Source organism: Caballeronia sp. LZ065 (assembly GCF_031450975.1).
Lineage (GTDB): Bacteria > Pseudomonadota > Gammaproteobacteria > Burkholderiales > Burkholderiaceae > Caballeronia.
The window spans coordinates 1,183,228-1,195,751 of sequence record NZ_JARUXV010000004.1; the positions used below are offsets into that span (position 1 = coordinate 1,183,228).

Below are 12,524 nucleotides of genomic sequence, written 5' to 3' on the forward strand. Positions count from 1 at the left end.
GACGACGCGGGCGGTTCGATGCTTGAAGCGCACACGGCGCGGATTGGAGCCCGCGCCGTGTGTGAAGCGATCCAAGAAACGATTCGTATCGTACGGCGCGCCCCGAGCGCGCCGTGTTGTCTCAGGCCACGCGCTTGGTCAGCTTGCCTGCCTGCTCGCTCTCGACGGCGTCGAGGAAGCGTTCGCGAATCGAGCGGGCGATGCCGGCCGCGTCGAGGCCCACGCTCGCCAGCAGCTTCGCGGGGTCGCCGTGATCGATGAACACATCCGGCAGACCGAGTTGCAGCACCGGCTTCAGCACGCCGCCCGCAAGCAGCGCTTCCACGCAGGCCGAGCCTGCGCCGCCCATGATCGTGCCTTCCTCGATGGTGACGATGGCGTCATGCGTGGCAGCGAGTTCGCGCAAGAGGTCGGCATCGACTGGCTTCACGAAGCGCATGTTCGCGACGGTGAGATCGAGCTCCCCGGCCGCAGCCAGCGACGGCGCGACCATCGTGCCAAACGCGCAGATGGCAATGCGCTTGCCCGAGCCGAGCTTCTGCGACGACTCGCGGCGAATCTCGCCCTTGCCCACGGGCAGCGCGGTCATCTGCTTGACGGTCGCGACACCGGCGCCCGCGCCGCGCGGATAACGCACGGCCGTCGGGTTGGATTGCTGCAACGCCGTGTAGAGCATCTGGCGGCATTCGTTCTCGTCCGAAGCCGCCATCACCGTCATGTTCGGAATGCAGCGCAGGAACGCGAGGTCATAGTTGCCCGCGTGCGTGGCGCCGTCCGCCCCGACGATGCCCGCGCGGTCGATCGCGAACACGACCGGCAGGTTCTGCAGCGCGACGTCGTGGATCAACTGGTCATACGCGCGTTGCAGGAAGGTGGAGTAGATCGCGACGACCGGCTTCATGCCGTCCGCCGCCAGGCCGCCGGCGAACGTCACCGCGTGCTGCTCGGCAATGCCGACGTCGAAATACCGTTCCGGGAAGCGTTGTTCGAACTCGACCATACCCGAGCCCTCGCGCATCGCCGGCGTGATGCCGACCACGCGCGAATCCTGCGCGGCGGCGTCGCACAGCCATTCGCCGAACACCTGCGTGTAAGTCTTTTTCGAAGGCGCCGTCGACGGCTTGATGCCTTCGGCCGGATTGAACTTGCCCGGGCCGTGATAGAGCACCGGATCGGCTTCGGCGAGCTTGTAGCCCTGGCCTTTCTTCGTCACCACGTGCAGGAATTGCGGACCGCGCAGTTCCTTGATGTTCTGCAATGTGGGGACCAGCGAATCGAGATCGTGACCGTCGATCGGGCCGATGTAGTTGAAGCCGAACTCCTCGAACAGCGTGGCCGGCACGATCATGCCCTTGGCGTGTTCTTCCAGCTTGCGCGCGAGGTCCAGCATGGGCGGCGCGGCGCGCAGCACGCGTTCGACGCCCGCGCGCGCGGCGGCGTAGAAACGCCCCGACATCAGACGCGCGAGATGGCGATTCAGCGCGCCGACCGGCGGCGAAATCGACATGTCGTTATCGTTGAGGATGACGAGCAGCGGCAGGTCGTCGGCGACGCCCGCGTTGTTCATCGCCTCAAAGGCCATGCCGGCGGTCATCGCGCCGTCGCCGATCACGGCGATGGAGTAGCGGTTGTCGCCCTGCAGCTTGTTCGCGACCGCCATGCCGAGCGCCGCCGAAATCGACGTGCTCGAATGCGCGGTGCCGAAGGTGTCGTACTCGGACTCGGAGCGGCGCGGAAAGCCGGAGATGCCGCCCAGCTGGCGGAGTCCCGACATCCGGTCGCGGCGGCCGGTGAGGATCTTGTGCGGATAGGTCTGATGGCCGACATCCCAGACGATGCGGTCAGCAGGAGTATCGAACACATAGTGCAGCGCGATCGTCAGCTCGACAGTGCCCAGATTGGACGACAGATGCCCGCCCGTCTGCGAGACGCTGTCGAGCACGTAGGCTCGCAGCTCGTCGGCTAGCGGTTGCAGTTGGCGTCGATCGAGGGCACGCAAATCGGCCGGATCGTCGATGGATTTCAGCAGGTCGTACATCGTCGTCCCATTTTAGGAAAACTGGCGTGATTCGTTCAGCGCGATGCTTCCGGGTTGGCCCGCTCGCGCCGTGGGGTTCGTCACGCGTTCAACAATCAATTCACCCGGTTCACAACCAGGTCTGCAAGCTCGGCCAGCCGCTGGCCGCGCGGGCCGAATGGCTGGATGGCGCCGTGCGCGTCGCGGCCGAGTTGTGCGGCGAGTTCGCGCGACGCGTCGAGACCGATGATCGACACGTAGGTCGGCTTGTCATGCTGCGCGTCCTTGCCCGCCGTCTTGCCGAGCGTGGCGGAGTCCGCGGTGACATCGAGGATGTCGTCGACCACCTGGAACGCGAGGCCGACCGCGGCGGCGTAGTGATCCAGCGCCGCGAGCGCCTCTGCGTCCGGCGTTGCGCCCGCCAGCGCACCCATGCGCACCGACGCGCGCAACAACGCGCCTGTCTTCTTGCGATGCATGGTCTCGAGCTCCGGCCGCGACAGCTTGCGCCCGACGCTCTCAAGATCGATGGCCTGCCCGCCCGCCATGCCGAGCGAACCGCTCGCGACGGCCAGCTCGCGCACGAGCGCGGCCTGCTGGGTATCGTTCAGACCGTTGCCGGCCGCGGTCAGTGCAACGAAGGCCTGCGATTGCAGCGCGTCGCCGACGAGCAATGCCGTCGCTTCGTCATATTGGATGTGTACCGTGGGCTTGCCGCGACGCAATGCGTCGTCATCCATGGCGGGCATGTCGTCATGCACCAGCGAATACACGTGAATCATTTCGAGCGCCGCGCTGGCCGCTTCCACCGCCTGCGCGCTCGCGCCGGTCAGTTCGCCGGCCGCATGGACCAGCAGCGGACGCACACGCTTGCCGCCGCCGAGCACGGCATAGCGCATGGCTTCGTGCAGCCGCGCAGGCGCGACATCGGTACCCGGCAGATAGTGCTCCAACGCTGTCTCGACGCGGTCGAGCGTCGCACGCATCCATTGTTCGAAGGTCATAGGTCGTCGTCCCCGTCGTCTTTCGTTGCACCCTGGGTGGCGCGCTGTACCTCGGCGGGCAGCGGCTTGAGCGTCTCGCCATCGAGGACGCGTACCTGCTGCTCGACTTTTTCGAGCTGTTGTTGGCAAAACCCTACAAGCGCCGCGCCGCGGCGGTACGCCGCAAGCGATTCCTCGAGACTCAGCGCGCCCTCTTCCATGCGCGCCACGAGCAATTCGAGTTCGCTCAGCGCCGCTTCGTAATTCTCCGGAAGCCGCGCGGCGTCCGCGCGGGGCGCTTCGGTGTCGCTCGCGCCGGTGACCTCACCTGTGTCCTGAACAGCGGTTTTCGCCATGAATCGTGGATGTGCAGTTTAATTTTTTGGAGCCAAGTCGCACATTCTACGGCAAAAGACAAAATTTCGACCCGCATCCGGGCTATCCGGAACTGCTAACAGTGCTTTGCCGCATCGTTCGTGAATTCATTGTCGGAATGCGAAACGTGCGCGCCCGCGGCGCAATCGCGCGGAACTCCCGGCACAATTTATACCCAAATCAAGACCTTAAGCTCCCCAAGGAGGGGGATTTCGGTATAATCGCGGGCTCCCTAAATCGAATCCATCGATGGTTGGGTTGTTCACTGCTTTCACGTTTTCATCGGGAGTGGGAATGTCCAATCTGAGCAATGCATTGCAGCTCAAGGCTGTTCATAGCCAGCTGCCAGTCACGGCTTACTTTGACGAAGCGCTTCTGACGCGCGAACTCGACATACTTTTCAAGCAGGGTCCACGCTATATCGGGCACGAACTCATGGTGCCGGAAGCGGGAAACTATTTCGCGCTTCCGGGGGAAGGCGAAGGGCGCGTGCTTGTTCGTAATCAGCAGAACAATATCGAATTGCTGTCGAATGTGTGCCGCCATCGCCAGGCCATCATGCTCAATGGCCGCGGCAGCGCGGACAACATCGTCTGCCCGTTGCACCGCTGGACCTACGATCTCGACGGTCAGTTGCTCGGCGCGCCGCATTTCGCGGACAAGCCCTGCCTCAACCTCGGCAAGACCCCGCTGCAGAACTGGCAAGGGTTGCTGTTCGAATCGGAGGGCCGCAACGTCGCTGCGGATCTCGCGAGACTGGGCACCGCCCGGCATTTCAACTTCGCGAATTTCATGTTCGATCACGTTGAAGTGCACGAGTGCAACTACAACTGGAAGAGCTTCATCGAGGTCTATCTCGAGGACTATCACGTCGCGCCGTTCCATCCGGGACTCGGCAGCTTCGTGTCGTGCGACAACCTCGAATGGGAATTCGGCGACTGGTACAGCGTCCAGACGGTCGGCGTCCACAAGAATCTCGAGAAGCCGGGCAGCCCGACGTATCGCAAGTGGCACGACGAGGTCCTGCGCTTTCGCAACGGCACGCCGCCCGAATTCGGCGCGATCTGGATGGTGTATTACCCCGGTCTGATGATCGAGTGGTATCCGCACGTGCTAGTCGTGTCGTGGCTGATTCCGGAGGGCACGCAGAAGACGCGCAACATCGTCGAGTTCTATTACCCCGAGGAAATCGCGCTGTTCGAACGCGAGTTCATCGAGGCCGAGCGCGCCGCCTACATGGAAACCGCGCGCGAGGACGACGAGATCGCCGAACGCATGGACGCCGGCCGCCGCGCGTTGATGTCGCGCGGAGAAAACCAGGTTGGTCCGTACCAGAGCCCGATGGAATCCGGCATGCAGCACTTCCACGAGTTCCTGCGGCATCAGCTCGGGACGATCTGAACGTCGTCACGCAAGCTTCGGAATGACGCATGGCCCGATCGGCGCAAGCTGAACGGGCCATTTGCTTTCTGCGCAGGCAAAGGGCAGCCGCGCGGTCTGGCTTCAATGCTTCTGTTCACTCTTCGTGATCGCACCCGAATGAGGATCGACGTGCAGTTCGTAGATCCGTCCGCCCTTTGTGGCTTCGCCTTCCCAATGACCATCGTCAGCCTTCAGATAGGCGTTGGCATAGCCCTGTTGCGTCAGCTTCTGAATGGCCTGTTCCTTTGGCATCCAATCCGCGCCGGGGGTATCGGCGAATGCGGTCTGAGCGGCCAATACGGTCGCCGTCGCCAGCAGGATCCGCAGTTTAGTTGTTTTCATTGAAGCCTCCGTCGTATGAATACCCGGCGCAGCCGCAAGATCCGCGCCGTACCGCCCCATAACCCATGACGACGCACCCCGCATTTGTTTAGACTGACACCTTCCCTCGCCCACAACGAGCGCCGCTCCAGGAGCCGCCATGCAGCACACCCACTACACCACGCTCATCTCCGCCGCGAACCTCGCTGAGCGCCTCGCCGCCGCGCCCGGCAGCGTGCTGGTCTTCGACTGCCGTTTCGACCTCGCGGCGCCCGAAGCAGGCGCGGCCGCTTACGCCGCCGGCCACATTCCCGGCGCGCATTACCTGCATCTCGATCGCGACCTGTCCGGCGCGAAAACCGGCACGAACGGACGGCACCCGTTGCCCGAGCGCGCGGCACTCGTCGAAAAACTGGCGAGCTTCGGACTCGACGAAGGACGCCAGGTCGTTGCCTATGACGCACAGGGCGGCATGGTCGCGGCGCGTCTCTGGTGGCTGCTGCGCTGGCTGGGACACGATTCCGTCGCGCTGCTCGACGGCGGCCTGAACGCCTGGGAAGCCGCCGGACAGCCGCTGGAGACCGCCGTGCCGGCGCGCACGCAAGGTTCCTTCAAGGCCGCGGCGCCGTTGCAAGTGACCATCGACGCAGCGGCCATCGAGCGCAGCATCGGCACCCGCGATCATCTGCTGATCGATGCCCGCGCCGCCGACCGCTATCGCGGCGAGAACGAAACGCTCGATCCCGTCGGCGGCCACATTCCGGGGGCGCTGAATCACTTCTTCAAGGACAACCTGAACGCGGACGGCCGCTTCAAGACCGCGCATGATCTTCGCGAGGCCTTCGGCACGCTGATCGGCGCGACTTCGCCCGAGCGCATCGTCCTGCAATGCGGCTCGGGCGTGACGGCGTGCCACAACGCCCTCGCGATGGAGATCGCGGGGCTGCACGGCGCCGCGCTCTATCCCGGCTCGTGGAGCGAATGGAGCGCCGATCCGGGCAGGCCCGTCGCGACCGGCGCGAAGCCCTGAAAGGTGTTATCGGACGCCGTGCTCGCGGAACCACGCGAGCGCGCGTTTCCAGGCGTCTTCCGCGTCCGCCTTGCGATAGCTCGGCCGATAATCGGCAAAGAACGCGTGCGGCGCGTCGTCGTACACGACGAACTGCGAGTTGCGGGCGGGCGGCGGATCGTTGGCGAGCGCCTGCTTCATCTGCTCGATGGTGTCCTGCGGAATGCTCTGGTCCTGCCGGCCGTACAGCCCGAGCACCGGCACCTTGAGCCCGCTGGCCAGATCGAGCGGATTGCTGGGCGTGTTCTCCGTCTTGTTGCCGACGAGCCGTCCATAGAACGCGACCGCCGCCTTGAGCGACGGATTGTGTTCCGCATAAAGCCACGAGATGCGTCCGCCCCAGCAGAAGCCGACGATGCCCACGCGCTTCGGATCGCCGCCATGCTCGCCCGCCCACTTGACGGTCTGGTCGATATCCGAGATCACCTGCGCGTCCGGCACCTTCGACACGAGTTGCTCGTTGAGTTGTTGCATCGACTTGTAGGCCGAGGCGTCGCCCTGGCGCGTGTAGAGGTCCGGTGCGATCGCCAGATAACCCTGCTTCGCGAAGCGCCGGCACACGTCGGCGATGTGCTCGTGCACGCCGAAGATCTCGTGGATGACGATGATGACCGGCAGATGCGTCTTGCCCTTCGGCTGCGCGCGATACGCCGGCACGAGCGTGCCGTCCGCGCCGCGCACGCCGATTGCGCCGGCTTCGAGGCCGCCGCTGTCGGTGAGGATGGTTTGCGCGGAGACCGGCAGCACCGCGGCCGCGAAGCCGGTGCCGATGCTTGCCTTGATGAAGTTACGGCGATTGAACGGGACGTGCGGAATGAGGCTGTCGACTTCTGGGTCTAGCATACGTGGCTCCCGCGGCAAGGCCGTCGCATTGCGCTTGCAGTGTCAATGCGCGGCACGGATCCTTGAAACCGCGCGACGTGCTCAGGGCTGCACGCGGCGCGGCGCTGCACGACAACGAACGTGCGCTTCGGAAAAAGCGCGCCGCTCATTCTAAACAGCTTTGAACGAACGACGCAGCGGTTCTATTCCATGGCCGTGCGCATCAATGCAGCTTCACGCGCGGCGCGGTGGAGCGGCGCAGCCAATGCGCGATGGTATCGAGCACCATGCGCGCATAGCCGTGCAGCGCGGCGACATGCAGCCGGTACAGCGACATGTACATGAAGCGCGCGAACAGCCCTTCGATCAGCATGTTGCCGCCGATCAGCCCGCCCATCAGATTGCCGACCGCACTGTAATGCCCGAGCGACACCAGCGAGCCGAAGTCGCGATAGGTGTACTCCGGCAGCGGCTTGCCTTGCAGCAGCCGCTCGAACGACTTGAACAGGAAGCTCGCCTGCTGATGCGCGGCCTGCGCGCGCGGCGGGACGTTGCGCTCGTTGCCGGGCCACGGACACGCGGCGCAGTCGCCGAGGGCGAAAATGTTGTCGTCGATTTCGGTTTGCAGCGTGCGGCGCACGTTCAGCTGGCCGAGACGATTGGTCGGCAGGCCGTCGAGGTTGGTGAGAATCGCGGGCGCTTTGATGCCCGCCGCCCACACCGTGAGGTCCGCGCGGATCATCTTGCCGCTCGCCGTGTGGATCGAGTCTCGGCTCACATGCGCAACGGTTTCGCCCGTCAGGAGCTTCACGCCGAGCTTGGTGAGCAGTTCGGCGGTCGCGGTGGAGACGCGCTCCTGCAACGCGGGCAGCACGCGCGGACCGGCCTCGATCAGCACGATGCCGATATCGTGCTTCGGGTCGAGCTTGTGCAAGCCGTAGGCGGACAGCACCTGCGCCGTGTTGCGCAGTTCCGCCGACAATTCCACGCCCGTCGCGCCGGCGCCGACGATCGCCACCTGGATGCGCGGCACCGGATCGACGCCCGGCGGTTCTTCGGCTTCGTCGATGCCGGCGGCCACCGGCTCGGGCGCGACGTGCTCGGCGCGGATGCACGCCGCAATCAGCCGCTTGCGAAACAGCTCGGCCTGGCCGACGGTATCGAGCGCGATGGAGTTGGCTTGCGCGCCGTCGACGCCGAAGAAATGCGTCGTGCTGCCGATGGCGATGACCAGCGTGTCGTATTCCAGGTCGCGTTCCGGCAGGAGTTCGCCAAGTTCCTCGTCGCGCAGCGCGCTGATCCTGATGCGCCGGTTCGCGCGGTCCAGTCCGATCAGATCGCCCTGCTGGAACTCGAAGCCATGCCACAGGGCTTGCGCCGCGTACTCGAGTTCCTGTGTGAACGGATCCATGCTGCCCGCGGCGACTTCATGCAGCAGCGGCTTCCAGATGTGCGTCGGATTGCGGTCGACCAGCGTGATCTGCGCTTTCGGCGGCGTCTTGCTGTCCGTGCTGCCGAAGCGGTCGCCGAGACGCGTCGCGAGTTCGAGGCCGCCGGCCCCTCCGCCGACGATGATGAAGCGATGCATGGAACTCTCCCTGTGCTTTTATAACCGGTCGGCTGTCGTGCTGGTGTGTGCTCGTTTCCTTGAAGAACGGATTGTGCGCGAGGCCCGATGACAGTCACAAGCGCGTCGATGACATGCCGGGCATATGCGTCCGAAGCAGCATAGGCCTTCGCGCGGCGTGTGTCAGCAGGCCTCGATGATGCTCACGGCGTCAGTGCGCCTCCTCCCAGTTGTTGCCGACGCCCACTTCCGCGATGAGCGGCACCTTCAGCTGCGCGACGCCGCACATCAGTTCCGGCAAGCGCTTCCTGACTTCTGGAAGCGCTTCCTCGGGGACTTCGAGCACGAGTTCATCGTGGACCTGCATGATCATCTTCGCACCGGTGCCCGAGGTTTCGAGCCAGTCCTGCACGGCGATCATCGAAAGCTTGATGAGGTCGGCGGCGGTGCCCTGCATCGGCGCGTTGATGGCCGCGCGTTCCGCCGCCTGCCGGCGCGGACCGCTGCCGCCGTTGATCTCGGGCAGCCACAGACGCCGGCCGAAGACCGTCTCGACGAAGCCATGCGCCTTCGCGGCGAGACGCGTGTTTTCCATGTAGGCAGCGACGCCCGGATAACGCGCGAAGTAACGGTCGATATACAGCTTCGCCGCATCGCGCGTGATGCCGAGGTTCGACGCGAGACCGAACGAGCTCATGCCGTAGATCAAGCCGAAGTTGATGACCTTGGCGATGCGGCGCTGATCTTTGTCGACTTCGAGCGGCGTCACGCTGAAGACTTCCGAGGCGGTGGCGCGGTGCACGTCCTCGCCTTCCTTGAACGCGCGCATCAACGAGGCGTCGCCGGAAATGTGCGCCATGATGCGCAACTCGATCTGCGAATAATCCGCGGAGACGATCTTGCGGCCCGGCGGCGCGATGAACGCTTCGCGAATGCGGCGTCCCTCGCCGGTGCGCACCGGGATGTTCTGCAGGTTCGGCTCGTTCGACGACAGCCGCCCCGTCACCGCGACGGCCTGCGCGTAGTTCGTATGGACGCGTCCGGTGTCGGCGTTCACCATGCGCGGAAGTTTGTCCGTGTAGGTGGACTTGAGCTTCGACAGACCGCGATGTTCGAGCAGCACCTTCGGCAGCGGGAAGTCTTCGGCGAGCTTCTGCAACACTTCTTCGTCGGTGGAAGGCGCGCCGCTCGGCGTCTTCTTCACGATCGGCAATTGCAGCTTCTCGAAGAAGATCTGGCCGATCTGCTTTGGCGAACCGAGATTGAACTCGCCGCCCGCAAGCTCGTACGCCTGTGCCTGCAAATCGATGAGACGCTTCGCGATCTCGGTGCTCTGCGCATCGAGCCGTTCGCGGTCGATCAGCACGCCGTTGCGTTCCATCTTGCGCAGCACGCGCGACGTCGGCAATTCGATGTCGCGATACACGCGCAGCAGCCCTTTTTCCTGCTGCACTTGCGGATACAGCGCATGATGCAGACGCAGCGTGATGTCGGCGTCTTCGGCGGCGTAGGCTGCGGCCTGTTCGAGCGGGACTTCGTCGAAGCCGATTTGCCCGGCGCCCTTGCCCGCGACGTCTTCGTACTTGATGGTCTTCACGCCGAGATGGCGCAACGCGAGGTTGTCCATGTCGTGCGGACGGTGCGACTCCAGCACGTACGATTGCAGCAGCGTGTCGTGCTCGACGCCGCGCATCTCGATGCCATAGTTCGCGAGCACCTGCTCGTCGTATTTCAGATGCTGGCCGACCTTCTTCTTCGATGCATCTTCGAGCCACGGCTTGAGCTTCGCGAGCACTTCGTCGCGCGGCAACTGCTCAGGCGCATCCGGCCCGCGATGCGCAACCGGGACATACGCCGCGTGACCCGGCTCGACCGAGAACGACATGCCGACGATCTGCGCAGTCAATGGATCGAGCGAAGTGGTCTCGCTGTCGAACGACGTGAGTTCCGCTTCGTTGATGCGCTTGAGCCACGCATCGAACTGTTCCCACGTCTGCACGGTCTCGTAGTGATGCTCGATCTCGGTGACTTCGGCGGGCGGCGTGTCGCTCGGACCTTCCACGGCATCAGCGATTTCAACTTCGCGCAGCCAGGTCTTGAAGCCATGACGCAGGAACACGTCGCGCAGTTCATCGCGTGATTCGGGACGGCTGGCGAGCGTTGCATCGATCGATTCGATCTGCGAGGCAAGGTCGCATTCCGTGTGCACGGTAACGAGTTTCCGGGCCATGGGCAGGAAGTCCAGAGCCTTGCGCAGATTGTCTCCTACCGCACCTTTGATCTCGCTGGCATGTTCTACGATGCCATCAAGGGTGTCGTATTGCGTGAGCCACTTGAGCGCGGTCTTGGGTCCGCATTTCTCGACGCCCGGCACGTTGTCGACCGTATCGCCGATGAGAGAAAGATAGTCGACGATGCGCTCCGGCGGCACGCCGAACTTGGCCTGCACGCCGGCGCGGTCGAGCGTTTCGTTGGTCATCGTATTGATGAGGGTGACATGATCCGTCACGAGCTGAGCCAGATCCTTGTCGCCCGTCGAGACGATCACCTTCATGCCGCGCTTCTCGGCCTGCACGGCGAGCGTGCCGATGACGTCGTCAGCCTCGACGCCCTCGATCATGACGAGCGGCCAGCCGAGCGCGCGCACGGCAACGTGAATGGGTTCGATCTGCCTGGAGAGATCTTCGGGCATCGAGGGCCGGTTGGCCTTGTACTCGGCGTACCAGTCGTCGCGGAAGGTCTTGCCCTTGGCGTCGAAAATGCACGCGCTATACTCTGCATTGATTTCGCGCCGCAAGCGCCGCAGCATGTTGATCATTCCATACAGTGCGCCAGTGGGACCGCCGTCGGGGCCTCGCAGGTCAGGCATCGCATGGTAGGCCCGGTACAAGTAACTAGAACCGTCGACCAATAGCAGGGTCTTACCTTCAAGACTGAGTTCTTCAGGCATTATGAACAAGAGAAAAGTGATTCCGAGTCTGCGATCGCTCGCAGATCAAGAGCGCGCGACAGCCAAGAAGGCTCGCGCATCGTGGCAGATGTTCACGATTATGGCAGAGTTTATCGAGGCGACCGAGTACCTCTCGGAGATCCGGCCTGCCATCAGCATCTATGGTTCGGCCCGTCTCAAACCCGAGTCGCCGTACTATCAGCGCACCATCGAAATCGCGCAGAAATTCTCCGACGCGGGCTTCGCCGTGATCTCGGGCGGCGGCCCGGGCATCATGGAAGCGGCCAACAAGGGCGCGCATGCGGGCAAGTCGCCTTCGGTCGGCCTCAACATCGAATTGCCGCATGAACAGTCCGGCAATCAATGGCAGGACATCTCGCTGCGCTTCCGTCACTTCTTCACGCGCAAGGTCACGTTCGTGAAGAACTCGGACGCGGTCGTGGTGATGCCGGGCGGCTTCGGCACGCTCGACGAACTTGCTGAAGTCCTCACGCTCATCCAGACGAAGAAGTCGCGTCACGTGCCCATCGTGCTGGTTGGCGGGGAGTTCTGGGCCGGCCTGCTCGACTGGTTCAAGCAGACGCTGCTGACCAATGGCGTGATCGGCGAGAAGGATCTCGACCTGATGCAGGTCATCGACGATCCCGATCAGGTGCTCGACGCCGTACTGCGCTTCTATGAAGACCGCGAAGACGCGCCCGAGCAGCCCGCCGAAGGCAAGTCGGACGAAGACCGCATGTTCTATCTGTGACGTTTTTTCGGGGCGGGCGCCGCTCGCCCCGATGCGAAGCTTCTGACTTACTGGAACGCCACTTCGGCGAAGCTGCGCAGCTTGCTGCTTGTCTCTTGTCTGTAAACAATGAGTTACGCTCTTTTGTCAAACTTGCTGCTCAAACTTCGAGCAGGTTGCATCAAGCTTTTCCGGGCTTTCCCGAGGCCTTGTTAGACAGCGTCGCACCCGTTCTATTGCCTCCGCTATACTGTACATCCATACAGTA

Annotated in this window: 10 protein-coding genes; 3 read left to right on the forward strand and 7 right to left on the reverse strand. The window is 63.8% G+C overall.

Going from position 1 to position 12,524, the window contains the following annotated elements; all coding sequences use genetic code 11:
- Positions 1–121: 121 nt before the first annotated feature.
- The 3 genes from dxs to QCE63_RS31975 all read right to left on the reverse strand — a co-directional run bounded on the left by dxs (position 122) and on the right by QCE63_RS31975 (position 3,356).
- Positions 122–2,038, reverse strand: a complete 1,917-nt coding sequence (gene dxs, locus QCE63_RS31965; RefSeq protein ID WP_309838662.1) for a 1-deoxy-D-xylulose-5-phosphate synthase — start codon at positions 2,036–2,038, stop codon at positions 122–124.
- Between the two features lie 95 nt (positions 2,039–2,133).
- Complete coding sequence (locus QCE63_RS31970; protein ID WP_309838664.1) at positions 2,134–3,021, reverse strand: farnesyl diphosphate synthase; 888 nt, start codon at positions 3,019–3,021, stop codon at positions 2,134–2,136.
- Positions 3,018–3,356 (reverse strand): exodeoxyribonuclease VII small subunit, encoded by a 339-nt coding sequence (locus QCE63_RS31975; RefSeq protein ID WP_309838666.1) that lies wholly within the window; start codon positions 3,354–3,356, stop codon positions 3,018–3,020. Before QCE63_RS31975 ends, QCE63_RS31970 begins: the two co-directional genes overlap by 4 nt.
- Before the next feature lie 313 nt (positions 3,357–3,669).
- Here QCE63_RS31975 and QCE63_RS31980 point away from each other — a divergent pair, with 313 nt between their 5' ends.
- Positions 3,670–4,776: an aromatic ring-hydroxylating dioxygenase subunit alpha gene (locus tag QCE63_RS31980; RefSeq protein WP_309838668.1), complete on the forward strand. Its 1,107-nt coding sequence runs from the start codon at positions 3,670–3,672 to the stop codon at positions 4,774–4,776.
- 102 nt (positions 4,777–4,878) lie between these two features.
- Here the strand turns inward: QCE63_RS31980 and QCE63_RS31985 are convergent, their stop codons facing one another.
- Entirely contained in the window at positions 4,879–5,139 is a 261-nt protein-coding gene (locus tag QCE63_RS31985) for a PepSY domain-containing protein (protein ID WP_309838670.1), read from the reverse strand.
- 139 nt (positions 5,140–5,278) lie between these two features.
- Between QCE63_RS31985 and QCE63_RS31990 the strand changes: the two genes are divergently transcribed.
- Entirely contained in the window at positions 5,279–6,148 is an 870-nt protein-coding gene (locus QCE63_RS31990) for a sulfurtransferase (protein WP_309838672.1), read from the forward strand.
- A 6-nt stretch (positions 6,149–6,154) separates the two neighbouring features.
- Here QCE63_RS31990 and QCE63_RS31995 read toward each other — a convergent pair whose 3' ends face one another.
- The 3 genes from QCE63_RS31995 to polA all read right to left on the reverse strand — a co-directional run bounded on the left by QCE63_RS31995 (position 6,155) and on the right by polA (position 11,526).
- Complete coding sequence (locus tag QCE63_RS31995) at positions 6,155–7,030, reverse strand: dienelactone hydrolase family protein (protein ID WP_309838674.1); 876 nt, start codon at positions 7,028–7,030, stop codon at positions 6,155–6,157.
- Positions 7,031–7,232: 202 nt separating this feature from the next.
- Entirely contained in the window at positions 7,233–8,597 is a 1,365-nt protein-coding gene (locus tag QCE63_RS32000) for an NAD(P)/FAD-dependent oxidoreductase (RefSeq protein WP_309838676.1), read from the reverse strand.
- Between the two features lie 190 nt (positions 8,598–8,787).
- Positions 8,788–11,526, reverse strand: a complete 2,739-nt coding sequence (gene polA, locus QCE63_RS32005; RefSeq protein WP_309839368.1) for a DNA polymerase I — start codon at positions 11,524–11,526, stop codon at positions 8,788–8,790.
- A 1-nt stretch (position 11,527) separates the two neighbouring features.
- On the opposite strand from polA, the gene QCE63_RS32010 reads away from it, so the two are divergent.
- The gene (locus QCE63_RS32010) at positions 11,528–12,277 is read left to right on the forward strand and encodes a TIGR00730 family Rossman fold protein (protein WP_309838678.1); all 750 of its coding nucleotides are present in this window, start codon (positions 11,528–11,530) and stop codon (positions 12,275–12,277) included.
- Positions 12,278–12,524: the final 247 nt, after the last annotated feature.

What these genes read in the sequence shown, in the direction of transcription:
- dxs (WP_309838662.1), bottom strand. Translation starts at nt 2,038, where the DNA reads ATGTACGACCTGCTGAAATCCATCGACGATCCGGCCGATTTGCGTGCC.
- QCE63_RS31970 (WP_309838664.1), bottom strand. Translation starts at nt 3,021, where the DNA reads ATGACCTTCGAACAATGGATGCGTGCGACGCTCGACCGCGTCGAGACA.
- QCE63_RS31975 (WP_309838666.1), bottom strand. Translation starts at nt 3,356, where the DNA reads ATGGCGAAAACCGCTGTTCAGGACACAGGTGAGGTCACCGGCGCGAGC.
- QCE63_RS31980 (WP_309838668.1), top strand. Translation starts at nt 3,670, where the DNA reads ATGTCCAATCTGAGCAATGCATTGCAGCTCAAGGCTGTTCATAGCCAG.
- QCE63_RS31985 (WP_309838670.1), bottom strand. Translation starts at nt 5,139, where the DNA reads ATGAAAACAACTAAACTGCGGATCCTGCTGGCGACGGCGACCGTATTG.
- QCE63_RS31990 (WP_309838672.1), top strand. Translation starts at nt 5,279, where the DNA reads ATGCAGCACACCCACTACACCACGCTCATCTCCGCCGCGAACCTCGCT.
- QCE63_RS31995 (WP_309838674.1), bottom strand. Translation starts at nt 7,030, where the DNA reads ATGCTAGACCCAGAAGTCGACAGCCTCATTCCGCACGTCCCGTTCAAT.
- QCE63_RS32000 (WP_309838676.1), bottom strand. Translation starts at nt 8,597, where the DNA reads ATGCATCGCTTCATCATCGTCGGCGGAGGGGCCGGCGGCCTCGAACTC.
- polA (WP_309839368.1), bottom strand. Translation starts at nt 11,526, where the DNA reads ATGCCTGAAGAACTCAGTCTTGAAGGTAAGACCCTGCTATTGGTCGAC.
- QCE63_RS32010 (WP_309838678.1), top strand. Translation starts at nt 11,528, where the DNA reads ATGAACAAGAGAAAAGTGATTCCGAGTCTGCGATCGCTCGCAGATCAA.